Consider the following 18,642-nt stretch of genomic DNA (forward strand, 5'->3'; position numbering starts at 1 on the left):
CGTCGTTGGTTGCCCATCAATAGCCAGATTCTGCAGATGGTTGTCAACAATTTAACCGACATCAGCATGATGGGCATCGCACCGAGCAACCCGTTGTACAACGTTTATCAATACACGGTGGGCTACGAGGTTCATCTCACCTCAAAGCGCTCGGCGGCACCAAAGGCATCGCTGTCGAACTGATCGTTGCAACGGATGACGAAGACCCCGAGACGGTCATCGGCTTTCTGCTGTACCTGCCGGTCAAGGACGATCCCCAAGCGTGCGGCCTGGCGTATATGGCGGTGCAGGCCAGCCATCGGCGAGGGGGTGTCCCCCCGGGCGATGCTGCAAGACATGCTCGGTCGCTACCCGCATGCCGAACTGACCTGCACGGTCGCCAAGGTGCCCTGGTTCGGTCGATGGGCTTCCAGGTATTGCGCGTGGCGCCGCACTCAGGTGCTGATGAACACCACCCGCCAGTTCGTTGCGCACCTGCAAACCACGCCGAAGTTCGACTTGAAACTGTCTAGCGAAGTGCAAGACATCACCAAGAACGCAGACGGCAGCTGGCGCGTCAGCTACAAAAACCTGGATGACGCGCAACGCGAAGGCGTTTGTGCTGGAAGGTTTTAGCAAAGACCCCGTGAGGGCCTCGTCCCGTCCAGACTGTTGAGTCATTTCGGGCAGGCAGGCTGGTCGAGGCGTGATATTCTGTCGCATTGACTTGGTTTGACTTATTCAGTTTTTAAGTCCACAGACGTACCGACAGAATCAATGTCGCTCAAGTAGCTGAGCCAATAATGATAAGAAGCCAGTGCACGAGGGACATATAACTGAGGTCGAGGGAGACACGTCGGCCTTGTGTGCCCACCTCGTAAATGCAGGACCCACGGCACGCTGCCTGCGTACCCGTACACTTGGGTTGCTCATGATTGAGGGTTGGGGCGGATGGCGTTTATCATAGGTGCTACAGATGTTTAAGAAACTGAACACAGCCCTGCTGGGGCTGGCTTTGTCGATGGGGATCACATCCGTTCACGCGGAAGAGGCAAAGAAAGTCGATGTGCTGCTCATTGGCGGCGGCATTATGAGTGCAACGCTGGGTGTCTGGCTCAATGAGCTGGAACCCGACCTGTCAATGGAAATGGTCGAGCGCCTCGACGGCGTCGCCCAGGAAAGCTCCAACGGCTGGAACAACGCCGGTACCGGTCACTCCGCCCTGGCCGAGTTGAACTACACCCCGGAAGACGATAAGGGCAACGTCCAGATCGCCAAAGCCGTTGAAATCAACGAAGCCTTCCAGATCTCCCGTCAGTTCTGGGCCTGGCAAGTTCAGCAAGGCGTGCTGAAGAACCCGCGTTCGTTCATCAACTCCACTCCGCACATGAGCTTCGTGTGGGGCGATGACAACATCAAGTTCCTGAAAAAGCGCTACGAAGCCCTGCAGGCGAGCCCGCTGTTCGCCGGCATGCAGTACTCCGAAGACCCGGCTGTGATCAAGAAGTGGGTTCCGCTGATGATGGAAGGGCGTGACCCGAACCAGAAAGTCGCGGCTACCTGGAGCCCGATCGGCAACGACATGAACTTTGGCGAGATCACCCGCCAGTTCGTCGCGCACCTGCAAACCACGCCGAAGTTCGACTTGAAACTGTCTAGCGAAGTGCAAGACATCACCAAGAACGCAGACGGCAGCTGGCGTGTCAGCTACAAAAACCTGAAAGACGGCAGCAAAACCGAAACCGACGCCAAGTTCGTGTTCATCGGCGCGGGCGGCGGCGCCCTGCACCTGCTGCAAAAGTCCGGCATTCCTGAAGCCCAGGAATACGCAGGCTTCCCGGTGGGCGGCTCGTTCCTCGTGACCGATAACCCGACCATTGCCGAGCAGCATCTGGCCAAGGCCTACGGCAAAGCCTCCGTTGGCGCACCGCCAATGTCGGTTCCGCACCTGGACACCCGCGTACTGGACGGCAAGCGCGTCATCCTGTTTGGCCCATTCGCGACCTTCAGCACCAAGTTCCTGAAAGAAGGCTCGTACCTGGACCTGCTGACCACCACGACCACGCACAACGTGTGGCCAATGACCAAGGTCGGCATCAAGGAATACCCGCTGGTCGAGTACCTTGCAGGCCAACTGATGCTGTCTGACGAAGACCGCATGAACGCCTTGAAAGAATACTTCCCGAACGCCAAAGCCGAAGACTGGCGCCTGTGGCAAGCCGGCCAACGCGTGCAAATCATCAAGCGTGATGAAGCGGCCGGTGGTGTGCTGAAGTTGGGTACCGAGATCGTTGCTTCCGCAGACGGCACCATCGCTGGCCTGCTGGGCGCATCGCCAGGCGCATCGACTGCCGCACCGATCATGCTGACCGTGCTGCAGAAAGTGTTCAAGGACAAGGTGGCAACGCCTGCCTGGCAGGAAAAGCTGCATCAGATCGTGCCGAGCTATGGCACTCAGCTGAACAGCAACCCTGCGAAAGTGGCTGAAGAGTGGGCTTATACCGCTAAGGTGCTGGAGCTGACTCCGCCGCCGGCGATTGGTCAGGTGGCGGCTCCGGCTGCTCCTGCTAAGGCGCCGAAGGCTAATGCTGCGACGGATATGGCTCTGTAACTAGAGGCCTTGTCAAAAGCCCACTGAACCGGTGACGGTCAGCGGGCTTTTTTGTGGGCGGGATTCAGTGCAGATGATTCGCGAGAGCAGCCAAAAGGAGATGCTTTTGTGGCGAGGGAGCTTGCTCCCGCTGGGCTGCGAAGCAGCCCCAGAAAGGTAATGAATCATTCAACGTTGTACATCAATTCCAAGCTATTTATCCATTCATTCGTCGCGTTGAATTTTGCGCAATAAACGTCCCTTTCTGCTCCACTTAAATTAGTAAAAAACGAGGCGAAGTAATTGTCGTTGTAATAGCCCTGAGCGCCTTGCATATCGCCTGACTGTTGGCGCTGATTGAAAACTGACCCACCCTGCCGATTGAAAATTGACCCAGGGCGGATTGCTGAGTTTTACATCAGCAATTGTGGATAAGCTTAGCAGCAGTGTCCCGCTGACATAGGCATTAAGCTCCACCGCATGCAGGCATGCGGCAGGGTATTCCCGGTGTAGATCAAAACGGTTCATCGTCCTCTGTACCGTCATCGTCCTTGCGCTTTCGCTCACGTGATTTGATCTTTGCTCGGCGAGCATGCTCTTGTTGGTGGGCAGTCAAAGAACTTGCGCCGTGCATGGGCCAAGCAGCCGATCTCGGTCACGCCAAGTTCGAAGCTGGCATCACCGAAATCGACTGCCTTTGGACGGCGACTCAACGAAGGCTCAGGCACTCCCCCCCAGCAACCATAAATCTTCAGCCCCCTCGCATCTCGGGCTAGCTAGGCTGGCTCAATACTGCTGCGTTACGATGGACAGTCATCTTGACTCCTGTACGAGGATTGCCCTCCAAGTGGATCATGTTCAAAAGATGCCTGTCAGTGATGCTCGAAAACTTTTGCGCCATGTGCCGGGCAAGCGCATCACTGGCAGTAGTCAGAATCAGACTCATGGAAGCATCGACGTCGCGACCAAACGGAAAATGTCCAACATCGCCACACGATTGAGGTCATCCAAATGCGCTATGAGCGCAGCCCCGAGGCCCGGGACGCCTGTATCCGTCATCACGGTGCGGTGTGTGCAGCCTGCGGATTTGAATTCGGAAAAGCCTACGGCGCCATTGCTCAGAGCCTCATTCATGTGCACCACATCGTCCCCCTCAGCGAAATCGGCAGGGAGCACAAGCTCGATCCCATGACGGATCTGATACCACTCTGCGCCAACTGTCACGCGGTTGTTCACAGGCGAAAGAAAGCGATGGGTCTTGATGAGCTTCGAGAGTACTTGGCTTCAGCAAAGACGATGCTTGGCTGAGGGGCTGCACCCAGCACGGATGTCGTCCAGCAGATAGCGCAAACAGCTGCTCCCACAAATATGCCAACAAAGCCCAGCTCCACCAGATTGGTTCAAGAGATTGGACTGCCGTTATGCAGTCGCTTCTTCGCGTAAGCGGCTACCACTGCGAAGCGACCCGGCAAACGGGCCGCAGCAATCATGAGCTTGATTCAGTCGGCTCGTATGGATGTCGGGCGCAGTGGTTACATGGTCGCTAATGAGCTTGCGCTGAGTAATCTTCGTTTGGGCCGCACGGTCATCGTTGATTGTGTCAACCCCGTCATCGAAAGCCGAATCGCGTGGAGCGAAATCGCCTCACACTCTGGTGTTCGATTAGCAAATATCCAAGTGATTTGCTCCGATAAGCATGAACATCAGCGCCGGGTAGAAACATGGATGGTTGATACTCCCGGGCTGACTCCACCGACCTGACAGTCTGTACTGGATCATGAATATGTGCTGTGGGACAAAGCTCCGTTTTGCATAGACACAGCCCTGACCTCTCCAGTGCAAGCGGTCTCGATGATCATCAATCAATTCCTGTCCAGTGAGTAGCGTCGACTAAGCCCAAGGTGGCAGATGAAGCTTGCTGCTACGTGGGGATGCCCGTAGACCCACACTGCATTGATTCGTCACTCCCTATTGATGTAAGAGAACGCCTGATCACCAAAGATTCTTTAATTATCAGGTGACGATAGCAGGCCCGATGGCTCTCCGAAGATCCGAAGAAGCAGAGAACGAATTGGACTGGGGGATTATCGCAACCCCCTCTTCGGTCAGGATGAAGTTGATACCTTCAAGCGGCCGGGTATCAGCAGAACGACAAGACCTAAAATGGCGGAAAAATGGAGCCCAAAAGAACGCCCACCTTTACCTCGTCTATAAGGTCTGGAGCACCTGAGAATGCCAGTGCACCAATAAATAGGCTTATGGTGAAGCCAATACCGCACAAGAGCGTGACACCATAAAGCTGAAGCCAGCCCGCTACCCTCGGGAAGTTTTGCCATCCCCAAGCGAATGGCCAATGCTGCGAGGCCAAATACGCCTATCTGGCATAGAGGCTCACCTTAGCCGGGGCAGGGGCCGTCGGAATTGCCTATTTTCAAGGTGGGTTGCCACAACACCTGTAGGTTCTCGGGTGATTGGCCGTCGAGCAATGCGAGCATAAGCTCTATGATTTTTTTGCCGACGGCGAGTGGCTCGGCGGATTGCAAGTAGGTTATGTCATACCCCATGAGCGCATCTGGCGGGAGACCGTCATGGACAATAATCGATATTTCGCTGCCTAGTTTGACACCCGCCTCGATAATCGCGCGCATGGCACCCGCCCCACAGGGAGGGTTGTCCACAATGACTGCGGTTGGGCGAGGATTGCATGAGAGGAGTCGCTTCATGGCCTCATAGCCTCCAGTGCGATCCAAGGTGCCTTCCACCATGTACTGCGCTTCAATCGGCAGTTGCGCATAGGCCATCGCCTTGAGGTATCCCTCACGGGCCTGAGACACAAAATTCAGATCCAGCGGGCCGCTCAGCAGGGCGATACGTTGGTGTTTGAGGCTGACCAGTCGCTCTACTGCCATGCGCAGGCCTGCCGCTGTGTCGAAGTCGAGCCAGGCGTATGGAGTGGGAAGAAGGCTGCGTCCATAGGCCACGAAAGGAACACCTTTTTTGGCAAGGTAGGACAGTCGGGCGTCGTGCAAATGTGTTCGCGCCACGACCATACCGTCGACTCGTCGACCTTCAATCATTCGCTGGTAGGTGCGGATCTCATCGGAGCCGGACGCTGAAGCGAGCATCAGATCCATATCCGATCTACTCAACGTTTCGGTCATGCCAGCGACCACTTGTACGAAATAGGGATCGCCAAGGTCATGGACCATGAGCGGATAGACAATACCGATGGCATCCGCGCGCCCAGTGGCCAAGCGACGAGCTACGGGATTAGGGCGGTAGCCGGCTGCAACAGCGGCGGTGGTGATTCGTTCGCGGGTCTTTTCGCTGACATCCGTGTAGCCATTGAGTGCACGACTGACCGTGGTCTGGGACAAGCCGAGCTTGTGGGCGAGTTCTTTCAGATTCATTGACGATGATCGCCTGAATGGGCAAAAGCGCTGTGCGGTTGCATTGGGCGCCATGAAGTGAGGGCTTTTTCTAATACTACATTTACCCGTACGAATCCTCAAAGCGCGCTGCCTCATTGCGGCAGTGATACATGGATAACGGGCAGAACCGCCACTCAATGCAATCTCTTGTGCAGTGGCTTACCTCCTTAATGCTGACTTGCTCCATTGCTACGGACGACTGCCCAGGTAGCCGAAAAACCTGCTTGCGTCTTTTTTTGGGCTACGATAATCTTCTACCAAAGCGCTTTGGTAAAGCGCTTCTAATTTGGTCCAAACCGCTTTGGATGTGGCATGCGGTTGTCGCGGTTGGGATGGTGAGTTTGGTAACCGAACTCGACAGGACGCCAGCCGTTAATGAGAGCGATGGTAATAACGGAGGTATCCGTGCGCCGCAATAATATGTGCAGTTGATCAATGTTCCCGGACGGGACGCCGCTCGCATTTGGCATGGTCGGATTTATTACCACCGCTATGACGTGTATATCAACGATTTCTTCTATTGGAATCCAAGTGGTCTGGATACCGGCATCGATAATATTTCAGTCGGTCATGATCTCAAATTCAACTATGGCTTTTCCCGCGAAGACACTGTCGACTCCAAGGACCTGGCGAGCCATCACGATATTCAACTATCCGGCTTCCCCCCTACCCCCCCATAGAGAGTTGTAGTTGGGTCTGTCTTACATTCCTGAGCACGCTCCGCTCAGGGGGAATGATGGCGTTCAGGAGAATGCACATGGCGGTTGGTCGGTCAACGCGCAGCATACCCACAGCAATCTGTTCGGCGGCAAAAACAAACTGGGCTTTCCAGTATGGCGTCGGGCCGGATACTAGGCTTGACAGTACCGGCACCTTGACCAATGACACTCGCTACAAGAGCTACCAGATCGTTGAAGCATTCGGTTGGTAGGCTGCCCAGAATTTTGGCGGTGTTTATCAGCGTGATATTGCCCCGACCATACTTGCGCGCGCTGGAACCAGGCCGCACAAATAACAGCTGCTCCCGGTGATACGTTGTCGTCCACCGGCACCTTCGGTAAGTCCCGAGATGGCTCGACGGCGGGACTGCAATTGGAGCGGTGGCAGTAGCTCGGACGCGCTTCCTGAAAAGATAAATGGTTATAAAAACAAGATATCAATTGGCCAGTTGTAACCAAGGAGAAAGTTAATGGTCATGGCGATTTGCGCCATGGTGACGCACTAATCATATTACTTGTCCGAAGCGCCCGTTAAAGCAATTGATTTCGCCAAGTTATTTTGTCTCATGGTTAACAGAGGGGGTTTTATATGCCGGTTCAGATCAAAGAAACATTCTTGGGAAAATGCGGCGCTGGGGCAGAGTGGTGGCGCAATGCTGTTATCTATCAAATTTATCCGCGTTCTTTTGCCGACTCAAATGGGGACGGCATTGGTGACTTAGTCGGAATCTCATCGAAACTTTCTTATCTTTCCTCATTGGGGATAGATGCGATTTGGCTTTCTCCCTTTTATCGTTCTCCCCAGTTAGATGGCGGTTATGATATAGCGGATTACTGCGATGTTGATCCACTGTTTGGTACGATGGATGATTTTGATCGGATGTTGCGGCAGGCACACGACAAAGGAATCAAAGTCATCATCGATCTGGTTCCTAATCACACTTCTAGTGCCCATAACTGGTTTCAATCAGCTCTCAAGACACCTATGGGAAGTGCCGAGCGTAATCGCTACCACTTCCGTGATGGTAAAGGCGAGAACGGCGAATTGCCGCCGAATCAGTGGAAAAGCATTTTTGGGGGGGATGCGTGGTCGCGCATTCCCGGAGAAACCCAATGGTATTTGCATCTATTTGATAGCAGCCAACCGGATCTTAACTGGGATAACCCCGAGGTCCGGGCAGAATTTGAAGATATCTTGCGTTTTTGGTTGAAGCGAGGCGTCGATGGCTTTCGTGTCGATGTGGCACATGCGCTTGTGAAAGAATCCGGTCTGCCCGATTGGGACGGCCCAATTAAGGAAGGAAGTGGCATCAACTTTGGGCCGATGTGGGATCAAGAGGGAGTGCACGATATCTATCGAAGCTGGAACAGGGTGCTCAAGCAGTTTTCCGGCGATCGTATGCTGGTCGCCGAAGCTTGGGTGCAGCCACAATCCCGCCTGGCACGTTATGTACGCAACGATGAAATGCACCAGGCCTTCAACTTTGATTATTTGCTGGCTCGTTGGGATGCGATAGCGTTGAAAGAGGTGATCGATACCTCCCTGGCTGCTGGAGCCCATGTGGGCGCGCCGACGACCTGGGTCATGTCCAATCACGACACAGTGAGGCATACATCACGCTACGGCCTGAGCGAGCCTGGTTCTCGCCCCCTAGGTATTGATGCGTCAAGAGAGCAGCCGGATGAAGCTTTGGGGTTACGCCGCGCTCGTGCTGCAGCACTTCTAACACATGCATTGCCAGGCTCGGTTTATATCTATCAAGGTGAAGAGTTGGGTTTGCCTGAACATACAACCTTGGATGCCGCTCATCGACAGGACCCGAGCTTTTTCCGTACGAATGGATTGGAAATTGGCCGCGACGGTTGCCGCGTGCCAATCCCCTGGATTTCTGGGGAGGTCTCTTATGGATTCAGCACAGCGGGGAAATCCTGGTTGCCTCAGCCAGAATCATTTTCCCGGTACGGTGCAGACTTGCAGCATGGAGACTCGCAATCAACGCTGGAGCTCTATCGCCAATTGCTAAAACTGCGTCGTGACTACGAATTAGGTAACGGTACGTTGACCTGGTTGCCTTCGGCACAAGGGGTGCTTTATTTTGAAAATGGCCCCATCCGCATCGTAATTAATTTGAACGACATGGCCACCGTACTTCCTGGTGGTCAGGTGCTGATCTCCAGTGCTCCGATCGATCAAGCCGGCGTTTTACCAGCCAATGCGGCAGCTTGGCTGAAGTGAGGAGCTGATCCCCTGCCCGCTAAGCCAGGGATATCGGCTGCGGGCAGTTTAAGGCGTGCATTTGTTATAGTTAAATCAAGACGCTTTGGACTATGAAGTCGTCTGCATAACGCACCATCTGCATTTTTCGGGCTGTCCACTTGGCGTTGGGAAATGTTTCAGCCAGCCTCGCTTCCAAAAGAGCAGTGGCAGTAAAAGCGCGCAAGCAAGCTACGGATAAGCGAACTCACCCGTCGCTCAGGTGGTCGCAGTCTGCGATAAATCGTCGAAAATCTACGCCTTATCTCTTGGGCTGGAAAACTGGGTAGTCACAAACACCAGAAAATCTGGCGAGAGCTGGACGAATGGGATGAACGCCCGGATCGTTGAGCGTTATCCCGATCGCCGAAGAAACAGGGCTTATCAACGCACTGGCTAATTGGTTCGTGCACACGGCTTGCAACCAAACCTACACGTTAGCCCGAGGATCTGTTCGTTTCGACGTTTACTCGAAAGAGTTCCAGGGAGTTGGTTAGTCGAGCGCGTAAAAACTGCCTTGACCACATCTGGATTAGCGCGGGCACGACTCGAACTGGAGATGACTGAAGGCGTCATGCTGGATGATGCCAACAATGCATAGTTTTTGATAAGAACTATTTGGGGTCAGAATCGATAGATGATTTGGGTACGGGTTGTCCATCCTTGAGCTATTTGCGGTCATTCCCGTTCGATGGGCTAAAGATCAATCGTAGCTTTGTTAATAGGCTGAGCGAGAACCCGCTAATCTGGCGATCATCAAACCGTGATCGGGCTTGGCCGCGCACTCTCGGTCACGGTCACCATCACCATCACCATCACCATCACCATCACCATCACCATCACCATCACCGCCGAAGGTATTGAATCACTTGAACATCTTCAATTGCTCGATTCAGTTTGCAGCGATGAAGGCCAAGCTTATTGTCTGAGTCGGTCAATGTGTGCGAGCAAATTCGATGACTTGGTGCTATCACTAAGCGATTAGCAACCTCAGGCTGCTTGTGCCGCCTGGGCACGACTCACGACCGTCGCCAGCCGCTTGAGTCCTTCGTCCAGTCGTGCAGGGTCGATGTGGCTGAAGTTCAGGCGCATATATCCAGGATTTTTGTCCGGTTCGGGAAAGAACGGTTCGCCCGGCATAAATGCCACATCCGCCGCCAGCGCAGCCCTGAGCAGCGTACGGGTATCCAGCGGCTGCTTGAGCGTCAGCCAGAAAAACAGCCCCCCCTGCGGCACGTTCCACTGCGCCAGATCGGAAAAGTGCGTCTCCAATGCTGACTGAAACGCATCCCGACGAACCCGATAGAAGCCCCGCAACTCACCCAGGTGCTGTTGGTATTTCTCAGTGCCGATCCATTGCAACGCTTGCCACTGCCCGATGCGGTTGGTGTGCAGGTCGGCCGATTGCTTGAGCCGCAACAAGTGCGGAAACAGGTCTGGGCTGGCGATCAGGTAACCGACCCGCAGGCCCGGCAACAGGGTTTTCGACACGGTGCCGGTGTAAATCCAGCTGGCCTTGTTCAAGCGACTGACGATCGGCGTGGCACTGCCGCCGTCGAAGGTCAGTTCGCGGTAGGGTTCGCCTTCGCTCATGCCGTATTGCCCCATGGACAGCGGCATGTCCGCCCACTCTACTTTCGGCAGCATGGCTTCGGCCGGCAAGCCACCGGCGAACGACATCACTTCCGGGCGCTGGGCAGCGGCGAGGATTTCACGGATCAAAGAACTTTTAAGGCGCGAGACACGTTCGGAAAAAGCCATGGGGGTCACCGGTAGCGAGGCCTGAGGAAAATGAGTCAAACTGATTGACCGAAATTACGACAGACCGAGCGGATACGTCAACATGCTTGACCTTAAAAATCCCAGCACTCAGCAACAAGCCATGGAAGCGTTTTTCTTCGGCTACCAGGCCTTCACCGCCAAAGCCGACGAAATGCTCGAGCGTCGCGGTTTGAGCCGGGTGCATCAACGCATCGTGTTCTTCATCGCCCGTTACCCTGCCCTCAGCGTCAAGGAGTTACTGGCGTTGCTGGGCGTGAGCAAGCAGGCGCTGAACATTCCGTTGCGGCAATTGGTGGAAATGCATTTGGTGAACAGCGTCGCGTCCGAGACCGACAAGCGTAAGCGGTTGCTGGAACTGACCGACGATGGTGCGCGGTTCGAGCAGTCATTGCGGCGCGAGCAGGTGAAATTATTGGAGCGGGTGTTTGCCGAGGCCGGGGAGGCAGCGGTAGATGGGTGGTTGGCGGTGAATCTAGCGTTGGGGAAAACCCAAGCGCCAGCAGAGTAACGCTCATTCCCACGCTGGGCGCATTAGTGACAGCGCAATATCCATAATTCGACTGGCTCAATGGCTGTTTTTGCGTTTGCAACTCTTCGCGACAGGTGGAAATCGGCCATAAACCGCCCATCGCGACTGACCCGGGCCGTAACAGGAGATTGGGGCTCGTCAGAAGTCTTTATCTACTCAGGGACATTGGCAGGCTGGAAGACGCTGGCGGTGGTTTGCCTGACCTGCTCTCGCAGCCATCGGTGAATAGGTTCGGCATCGTGTCGGGGATGCCAACTCATGGCGATGTTGACCTGCGGCGTAACCACTGGCAATGCGAAGATGCGTAATTGGCTGGAGTGAGCGCTCCAGCGCGCGAATGGCTCGGGTATGGCAGCGATGAAGTCTGAACTCATGGCCATGGCCAGAGCCGCCTGGAACGATGGAACCACCAGGGCTACGCGACGCTTAACGTTTACCGCTGCCAGCGCATGATCAATCGGGCCATCGGCCACTCCACGCCGCGATGCGTTGACATGGGGCCAGGCAATGAACTGCTCTACACCGATGTTCTCAAGCCCGGCTAAAGGATGATCTACCCTTACAACCCCCATGAACTGCGTCCTTAGAAGTGTTTGAGTCTTGATTTCCGGCGCGTCGCCATCGAGCACACCCAAGTCCAGGTCCACCTCGCCGCTGCGCAACGCTTCCATGCTTTTTTTTGGTCGCAACACGAACCGCAGGGTAATCCCCGGTGCCTGATCCAGCAGCCGAGCACACAGCGCCACAGCCCATGTCCCGATCACGCCATCGCTGGTACGCAAGGTAAAGGTGCGCTCCACTTGGGCAAGTTCGATGGCCGGCGGAGCAAGGATGCCCCTCACCTCTTCGATCAGAGTACGCACCCGCTCACGGAGATCCAGCGCCCGCTGGGTAGGCACCAACCCTCGCCCTGCCTGTACGAACAACGGATCAGCCAATGCGTGCCGCAAATGCGCGAGGCGACGACTCATCGCGGGGGCACTCAGGTTCAGGCTCCTGGCAGCGCCAGCAACGCTGCCCTCGCTGAGCAATGCGTCTAGGTCAATCAAATGGTTGAGGTCGAGATTCTTCATGATGAATGCACCTGAAAGAAGGAGCGCTGCCTGGCAACCGCTGCAAATTATGCATGCATAGATTGCTATCGTTGCAGTTTATTTAATTAAGAGGTTTAGCAAAAATCCACCGGACTCGTTCTTTTCAAGGTTCCGATCATGCCTGACTCGTCCAGCCTTCTCGTCACCCGCCGGGCGTCCATCGCGGACACTTTTACTTCCTCGCTTGCACCGCTGTGCGCCGTCTTCATATGGGCTGGCAATACCATCGTCACCAAAGCCGCCGCCGTCGCCATCCAACCAGCCTCCATTGTGTTCTATCGATGGCTGCTGGCTTTTGCCCTGTTAAGCCTGTTTACCGGCAAGGGCGTGTGGTGCAAACGCCACGTTGTGGTGCAGCACTGGCCCAAACTGATGGTGTTGGGCGTGCTGGGCATGGCGGTATATCAAGGGCTGGCTTATCAGGCGGCACTGACCACATCAGCTATCAATATGGGCGTGCTGATCTCGCTGGCACCGCTTATATCGGCGCTGCTGGCCTGCGCCATCGCGCGTGAGGCTGTGCCGGTACGCACGCTTACTGGCGCGCTGATATCCATGACGGGGCTGATCTGGCTGACGAGCCAAGGGCAGCCCCTGAGCCTGCTTCAGCAAAGCCTTAGACCGGGCGACGGGCTTATGCTGATCGCCATCTTCGCCAATTCGTTGTACGGCTTGTTGCTCAAACGCTGGGCTTTGCCCCTTTCAACCTGGCAGCAACTGCATGTGCAGGTAGGGTTTGGTGTGCTGGTGACGTTGCCGATCTGGCTGGCGAGCCCTATCTCTAAGGTAACCGTCAACAACGCACCGCTGATTCTTTACGCGGGCATCGCCGCATCAATCGGCGCACCATTTTTCTGGATGAAGGGAGTGCACCACCTGGGCGCGCCAAAGGCCTCGTTGTACTTGAATCTGGTGCCGGTATTGGTCGCAGCGGTGGCCTGCATACTACTGGGAGAGCGCCTGCATGCCTATCACGCTATAGGCGGTGCGCTGGCATTGATGGGAGTGGCGGTGGGGTTGCGCAAGAAGAAATAGAGAAAGGTCGACAATTTTTATCTCAGTTGACGAACTCACTCCGCAGGCATTCGCGGCGGGCATTATGGGGAGTAATTGGTCTAGCGTCTCAGGTTACCTATTGGCCGCTTTGAGTCCAGGCCGTGTGAAAACGCACTGAATACGTCGAAAGCTGAGAGCTACGGGCGTTGTTTGCTAAACAAGCAGGCGGAAGCGCGAATTGCCCTAGTCAGCGACATAGGCGTTCGTAAATGCTGTTTGGGCCGCGTCAGCGGCCCAAACAGCCACTCACGGACGAGCAAGCGGCTGGATTTACGCCCTGATCGCCTCAAGCAGTCCTGCGATGCCGAAGATGCTCATCATTCGCTTGAGGTTGTAGGCGAGGACATGAAGGCTTATCTCGGTGCTTACCCTCGGCAGGGTTTTGGTCAAGAAGTGGGTACTTCCCATCCAGTATTTGAGCGTTCCAAAAGGATGTTCAACGGTCTGGCGGCGACGCCTCATCATCGTTGGATCATGATCCAGCCGAGCCTGCATTGCATCGACTACGGCTTCATGTTCCAAGCGCTTTACCCCGCGCTCTTTACCCGTGGTGCATTGCTTGTGCATTGCGCAGGACTGGCAGCCCGAGAACCAATAACAGTGCAGAAGCATGCCATCTTCCACCGAAGAATGCCGCCGGGTCAGTAACTGTCCCGCAGGGCATCGATACTCGTCCGATGCAGCAACGTAGATGAAGTCCTGCTTGCCAAATCGGCCTTCGGCTTTGCTGCCCGATGTCAGGGGTTTCGGTACGAAGGTAGTGATGCCGGCTTGTTCGCAAGCAAGGATTTCCAGACCTTTGTAATAGCCTCGGTCGGCGACCACCGTCAGCGATTCAGCCTCGATTTCTTCACGCGCCTGGTTCGCCATATTGCTCAGTTGCCCACGATCATTACCAACATTGGTCACCTCATGGGCAATGATCAGATGGTGTTTGTAGTCGACAGCTGTTTGGACGTTGTAACCGTTCCGGTGCCTCGGCCGCTCGTGGCCATTGAGCGTGCATCTGGATCGGTAAGAGAGATTTGCTGGTCTGGACTGTCGTGGAGCTGCGCCTAGATGTCCTGGAGTTTCTGCATCTGTTGTTTCAGCGTTTCGATTTTTTCTTTCAGTCGCTCGGCCTTGGCCTCACTTCGGGTGTTGCCCGATCCGCCGAATCCATCGCCGCCAGATAACGGTCAATGCTCTGCTCGATCTGCTGCATGCGTGCCTTCACTTTGCCCTGGGTGAAGTTACGGTCACGGTTGTTGACGGCTTTGAATTTGCTGCCGTCGATGGCGATGATTGATTGGGAGAAGAGATTGAGGTTGCGACATAGCACTACGAACTGGCGGCAGACGCTGCGAATGGCTTTGCCGTTGTCTTTGCGAAAGTCGGCAATGGTTTGAAGTCCGGGGCCAAACGTCCCGTCAGCCACATCAACTCGACGTTGCGCTCGGCCTCGCGTTCAAGCCGGCGGCTGGACTGAATCCGATTGAGATAGCCGTAGATGTCTTCAGCAAGATCGCGGGATGGTAGGCCGGACGCCCCGTTGAAGCAGGATCGACACCTTCAAACCCAAGTGCACCCAAGTCGAGTTCATCGACAAAAACGTCGACCACGCGCACTGGGTTTTCTTCGGCTATGTAATCGTCCAGACACTCCGGCAGCAAAGTGACTTGCGTCCGAGCCTCACCTTCAATGAATCGTTTCATGATCGTCGCCGATACGATCTAGACGATCAGAAGGTTAGACAATCACTGGCGTTTTCACACAGCCTGGGTTGATTTCTGCCTATGACCGCCGGCAGCAATGAGCAGCGCTCTACCGACCATGATTCCTAACCTTGCTGGTCAAGTCCGACGAAAATGGCTGGTCAGATGCAATGCAAACTAGTAATCCGTACGGATGCAATCAGATGGTCACGTGGAGGGCAATTCCGCATCCAACTTCATCGGACCGATGACATATGGGCAAGTCTGCTACCGTCAACATGACGAGTTTGCCAGATGCCCTATAATATCTGCCGCCTTCCAAAGGTGCCTTACCATGATTGCTGGCGTTATGCGCAATGATGCTTACCGTGACTATCGGGTTCGGTTGGAACTGCTCCTCCATATTCCCACCAACGCTTCAGATCAGGATATCCACGAACTCATTGAGGCTGGTTTCTTGGCGGATAGCGCCATGGCTCTTTGCGACGTAGGCGCAATAGGCCCATCCGAGCGCAATCAGATTATTCCGCTCAAAACTCTCAAAAATAGATTGGCAACATGTCAGCGACTCACGATGCACGAGAGCGATCGGGTGTTCCGATTTGCTCACATCACAGCCATGGCCATGACGCTCTTCGGGAGCGACGAGAAGGCGAAGCGTTGGCTATCCAAACCCAAGGATCGTTTTTCGGGAAAGGCCCCATTTGCGATGCTCTCCACATTCCAGGGCACCCGTCTAGTTGAGGAGATGCTGATTCAGGCAGCGGAAGGCTTTGCATTTTGATCCTGCACACGACACGAATCGGATCAATCCTTGGCGCTATTCACTTTGGGTAGTGAAGGACTTTCTCACTCGTCTGGACAGAAGAGCCGCTGCAATTCGACGCCCGAGCTTTCGGCGCGCATGAAAGCTTCAGCGACTAAAAAACCACACACAACGTGGGACTCCATCAGTGTTACATTACGCCCACGGACTACGTCGCTTTCTGCGATAACCAGGCGATCTCGAGGCATCAGTGGTAACAGATCCAACGTAGTTTTAAGGTCCCGGATTGTGTGCAGTTGAAGAGGCCAAACACAAACGGCATCATCTGCTCGAATGACTCGGGCAACGGGTCAGTTGACGATTTCCGTGAAAATACGATCCCATTCACGGGCCAACAAGAGGCGGCACGCCGACACTGAACCACCGAAGCAGCGTTGTGAGACCGTTTGCATATGGGCTTCAGTAACGTATGTAATCGGTTGTCCTCGCTCATCGAATAAAACGCCGCCTGCGCCTCTCAAGAGTGCGTGGCCTGCGACAACGTCATGCGCAGAAACTGGATAAAGAGAGACGCCACAGACCCCCTCCCCGGCGGCGACTTTGGCGAGCCTGTAGGCAATCGATGGCATTGCCACAAAAGTGCTGGGCTGGCAGAGCTCGCTGTTAAGTTCTGGCTTATTGATGGGAGCGGCACTGACCATCACGAACTCGTCGCTCGACAACGTTTTGGCAGAAAGCCATGTTTTGATTGGCTGTCCATTACGGCTCACCTCGGCCATGCCTTCTGCCCAGGTAAAGCAATCAGGCGCCCCTTCAATGGTGACGGGGGCATACACCTAACACCGGCGTTTGCTCGTGCAACAGACCGATGGAAAGGGCTGAGCCTTTGAGTCCCTTAAGGAAGTCCGCGGTCCACGGACGGCACGGCCCAACACGAGGCCACCTTCCCCAATTTGAGGACTGATAACGCCTAAAATTCTAGGCATTACAGGGATAAATCTGGCGTTGCGCCTAAAATCCTAGGCATTAGCTCGATGAAGTGGTTGGTCGCACGATGGTCTGGCGACCGCGAGGACTGCTGGAAAACTCGCACTGGTTTCGGACGAGGGTGGCGCTGAAACGAACCCTCTCGCCTCTTGAAGTTTCGACGAAGGCACGGGTTCGAAACCACATACCCTTCACATTTTACTTCACATATTTTTCTGACAGCGCTTCAGCAACTACAGGGCCTACAGACCAGCGTGCAACACACATAAGACTCAAGGACTTCACATTTTTTCCGCGCGCCTTCCAAGCGTATAAAATGCCGCATGGCCACGCCACACAATGGCTCCCGGCAAGCCCAACACCTCCGAAACGCCCTCCCCTTGCGAGTCGACCATCATGCGCCTGCGAAGTGGCCAACAGGCAAGTGTCCGAGCCGCAGGGTGTAAGGATGACGTAGGCAGCCTGGACTAACGGGCCGCAAGATCAGCTCGACCGCGGCAGAGGACGGAGACGCCAAGATCGATAACAGCGACGTCAGTCGGATGGAGACCAAAAGACCGTCGGCGGGCGCGACCGAAGCAGTAACATCCAAAGACGGTTTCCCGGCGAAGATGGCGAGCGATCGCTGAAGGCTCACGGTGGGTACGCCCCAACGCCGCCCTTCAAGGAGGCAGCATGCCAGTAAAGAAAATCGAGGTCCGCCGCAGATCAGACGCCATCTCCACATTGAGCTGTCGGCAATGAGCGGACACACAACAGACGTGTACCTCGATTTCCTCGAGGTCTTGAACCGTGTTTTTCTCGGCACCCTGCCCCAGGCAGCGGCCGATAAAGAGGTGCCTGCCTCAAGCCGCAGCGTGCCCGGCACGCTGAACCCGCGCACCTTATTCAGGGAGGCGGTCATACTGGCGGAGGCGCGGCAGTTGATCCTGCAAGACGGCGACTGGGTGACCGCGGCGGGCTTGTCCCAAATCACCGGGCTCGAACCGGCAGCGCTCGCCACCGGCCTCCCGGCGTGGCTGTGCGACGGCCGTCTCATCAGTGTGAGCGACCGGAGCCAGGAGTACTTTCCAGCGTTCGCGTTTGGCGACGCAACGGAACCGCGGCCCATCGCCGAATTCGCCGCGGTGGTCAAAGTGCTGCGCGAAAAAAAGGACGGCTGGGGCATGGCGTTCTGATTCGCCACGAGCAATCACTTCTTGGGAGGCAATCGCCCCCAAGACCTGCTGCGACTGACACCGAAGCGCGTGCGCGATGCGGCTGAAAAAGAGGTGGCGTGGCAACTGGATGGCTAGTCCGGAGGTCGCTTGGGAGGCAAGCCGGTGTGTGATGGCGGCCTGGTAAACCCATATGCTGGTGAAACAGCCTGCCTGACACAGTACGAAAATGTCGGGAGGTGGAGCATGGCCCGCGGTGGCATTACAAGACGCTGATGCAGGACGCCTGCACAGTGTGCGCAGCCGGGGGCAGCATCCGAACATCTATACGGTGCTGGTGCAACTGGGCCATACCGGGACCCGGGTCAGGCACTGCGCGAGCAACTGAAGTGGCAAAACGAACATCAGCTGCAGTGACGCAATGGTTAGTTGCGTCACGTGCAGGGATAAAACACGGCCAGCCAGCCAGGAAACGCTCGCCTGCTCAAGCGTGACAATGAAGCGTTGTCCAGCAGCTCACGACCAAACAACAGCACGCGCCCCCACTCGACAAGCAGCTTCGGGCTGTCACCCAACAACACGACCAACTCCGCGTCCACCTTGA

General features: G+C 55.5%; 13 protein-coding genes and 7 pseudogenes. 13 read left to right on the top strand and 7 right to left on the bottom strand.

Going from position 1 to position 18,642, the window contains the following annotated elements:
• Positions 1–9: 9 nt before the first annotated feature.
• The 5 genes and pseudogenes from ACZ3HH_RS22815 to ACZ3HH_RS22835 all read left to right on the top strand — a co-directional run.
• A pseudogene (locus ACZ3HH_RS22815) lies at positions 10–453 on the top strand (GNAT family N-acetyltransferase); the annotation flags it as partial.
• Positions 454–588: pseudogene (locus tag ACZ3HH_RS22820) on the top strand (malate:quinone oxidoreductase); the annotation flags it as partial. It lies immediately after the preceding pseudogene.
• Between the two features lie 367 nt (positions 589–955).
• Positions 956–2,590 (top strand): malate dehydrogenase (quinone), encoded by a 1,635-nt coding sequence (gene mqo / locus ACZ3HH_RS22825; RefSeq protein ID WP_465807907.1) that lies wholly within the window; start codon positions 956–958, stop codon positions 2,588–2,590.
• 990 nt (positions 2,591–3,580) lie between these two features.
• Entirely contained in the window at positions 3,581–3,877 is a 297-nt protein-coding gene (locus ACZ3HH_RS22830; RefSeq protein WP_465807909.1) for an HNH endonuclease, read from the top strand.
• Between the two features lie 207 nt (positions 3,878–4,084).
• Positions 4,085–4,453, top strand: a pseudogene (locus ACZ3HH_RS22835) (AAA family ATPase); the annotation flags it as partial.
• 221 nt (positions 4,454–4,674) lie between these two features.
• Here the strand turns inward: ACZ3HH_RS22835 and ACZ3HH_RS22840 are convergent.
• Together ACZ3HH_RS22840 and ACZ3HH_RS22845 are read right to left on the bottom strand one after the other, a co-directional pair.
• Positions 4,675–4,950, bottom strand: a pseudogene (locus ACZ3HH_RS22840) (Na+/H+ antiporter NhaA); the annotation flags it as partial.
• Positions 4,951–4,965: 15 nt separating this feature from the next.
• Positions 4,966–6,096: a substrate-binding domain-containing protein gene (locus tag ACZ3HH_RS22845; RefSeq protein WP_465808179.1), complete on the bottom strand. Its 1,131-nt coding sequence runs from the start codon at positions 6,094–6,096 to the stop codon at positions 4,966–4,968.
• A gap of 326 nt (positions 6,097–6,422) precedes the next feature.
• On the opposite strand from ACZ3HH_RS22845, the gene ACZ3HH_RS22850 reads away from it, so the two are divergent.
• The 3 genes from ACZ3HH_RS22850 to ACZ3HH_RS22860 all read left to right on the top strand — a co-directional run bounded on the left by ACZ3HH_RS22850 (position 6,423) and on the right by ACZ3HH_RS22860 (position 9,958).
• A complete protein-coding gene (locus tag ACZ3HH_RS22850) occupies positions 6,423–6,680 on the top strand; it encodes a carbohydrate porin (protein ID WP_465807911.1) in 258 nt (85 codons plus the stop codon).
• Between the two features lie 628 nt (positions 6,681–7,308).
• Positions 7,309–8,955 carry a glycoside hydrolase family 13 protein gene (locus ACZ3HH_RS22855; RefSeq protein WP_465807913.1) on the top strand — a complete coding sequence of 549 codons (1,647 nt, stop codon included), beginning with the start codon at positions 7,309–7,311 and terminating at the stop codon, positions 8,953–8,955.
• Positions 8,956–9,736: 781 nt separating this feature from the next.
• Positions 9,737–9,958 carry a hypothetical protein gene (locus tag ACZ3HH_RS22860; RefSeq protein WP_465807915.1) on the top strand — a complete coding sequence of 74 codons (222 nt, stop codon included), beginning with the start codon at positions 9,737–9,739 and terminating at the stop codon, positions 9,956–9,958.
• A 5-nt stretch (positions 9,959–9,963) separates the two neighbouring features.
• Here ACZ3HH_RS22860 and ACZ3HH_RS22865 read toward each other — a convergent pair whose 3' ends face one another.
• Positions 9,964–10,734, bottom strand: a complete 771-nt coding sequence (locus tag ACZ3HH_RS22865) for an aminotransferase class I/II-fold pyridoxal phosphate-dependent enzyme (protein WP_465807917.1) — start codon at positions 10,732–10,734, stop codon at positions 9,964–9,966.
• A gap of 82 nt (positions 10,735–10,816) precedes the next feature.
• On the opposite strand from ACZ3HH_RS22865, the gene ACZ3HH_RS22870 reads away from it, so the two are divergent.
• The gene (locus tag ACZ3HH_RS22870) at positions 10,817–11,263 is read left to right on the top strand and encodes a MarR family winged helix-turn-helix transcriptional regulator (protein ID WP_465807919.1); all 447 of its coding nucleotides are present in this window, start codon (positions 10,817–10,819) and stop codon (positions 11,261–11,263) included.
• Positions 11,264–11,436: 173 nt separating this feature from the next.
• Here the strand turns inward: ACZ3HH_RS22870 and ACZ3HH_RS22875 are convergent, their stop codons facing one another.
• Entirely contained in the window at positions 11,437–12,357 is a 921-nt protein-coding gene (locus tag ACZ3HH_RS22875; protein WP_223432665.1) for a LysR family transcriptional regulator, read from the bottom strand.
• A 138-nt stretch (positions 12,358–12,495) separates the two neighbouring features.
• Here ACZ3HH_RS22875 and ACZ3HH_RS22880 point away from each other — a divergent pair, with 138 nt between their 5' ends.
• A complete protein-coding gene (locus ACZ3HH_RS22880) occupies positions 12,496–13,413 on the top strand; it encodes a DMT family transporter (protein WP_465807922.1) in 918 nt (305 codons plus the stop codon).
• A 291-nt stretch (positions 13,414–13,704) separates the two neighbouring features.
• Here the strand turns inward: ACZ3HH_RS22880 and ACZ3HH_RS22885 are convergent.
• A pseudogene (locus tag ACZ3HH_RS22885) lies at positions 13,705–15,128 on the bottom strand (IS1182 family transposase).
• A gap of 334 nt (positions 15,129–15,462) precedes the next feature.
• On the opposite strand from ACZ3HH_RS22885, the gene ACZ3HH_RS22890 reads away from it, so the two are divergent.
• Positions 15,463–15,912: an antitoxin Xre/MbcA/ParS toxin-binding domain-containing protein gene (locus tag ACZ3HH_RS22890; RefSeq protein WP_465807924.1), complete on the top strand. Its 450-nt coding sequence runs from the start codon at positions 15,463–15,465 to the stop codon at positions 15,910–15,912.
• A 65-nt stretch (positions 15,913–15,977) separates the two neighbouring features.
• On the opposite strand, the pseudogene trpC reads toward ACZ3HH_RS22890, so the two are convergent.
• Together trpC and ACZ3HH_RS22900 are read right to left on the bottom strand one after the other, a co-directional pair.
• Positions 15,978–16,190 (bottom strand): annotated as a pseudogene (gene trpC, locus ACZ3HH_RS22895) (indole-3-glycerol phosphate synthase TrpC); the annotation flags it as partial.
• 54 nt (positions 16,191–16,244) lie between these two features.
• Positions 16,245–16,806, bottom strand: a pseudogene (locus ACZ3HH_RS22900) (inositol monophosphatase family protein); the annotation flags it as partial.
• Between the two features lie 815 nt (positions 16,807–17,621).
• Here ACZ3HH_RS22900 and ACZ3HH_RS22905 point away from each other — a divergent pair.
• The gene (locus ACZ3HH_RS22905; protein WP_465807926.1) at positions 17,622–18,059 is read left to right on the top strand and encodes a hypothetical protein; all 438 of its coding nucleotides are present in this window, start codon (positions 17,622–17,624) and stop codon (positions 18,057–18,059) included.
• Between the two features lie 235 nt (positions 18,060–18,294).
• Positions 18,295–18,426: a hypothetical protein gene (locus ACZ3HH_RS22910; protein WP_465807928.1), complete on the top strand. Its 132-nt coding sequence runs from the start codon at positions 18,295–18,297 to the stop codon at positions 18,424–18,426.
• The last annotated feature ends 216 nt before the right edge of the window (positions 18,427–18,642 follow it).

The organism is Pseudomonas sp. PME37.24/025 (assembly GCF_055556615.1).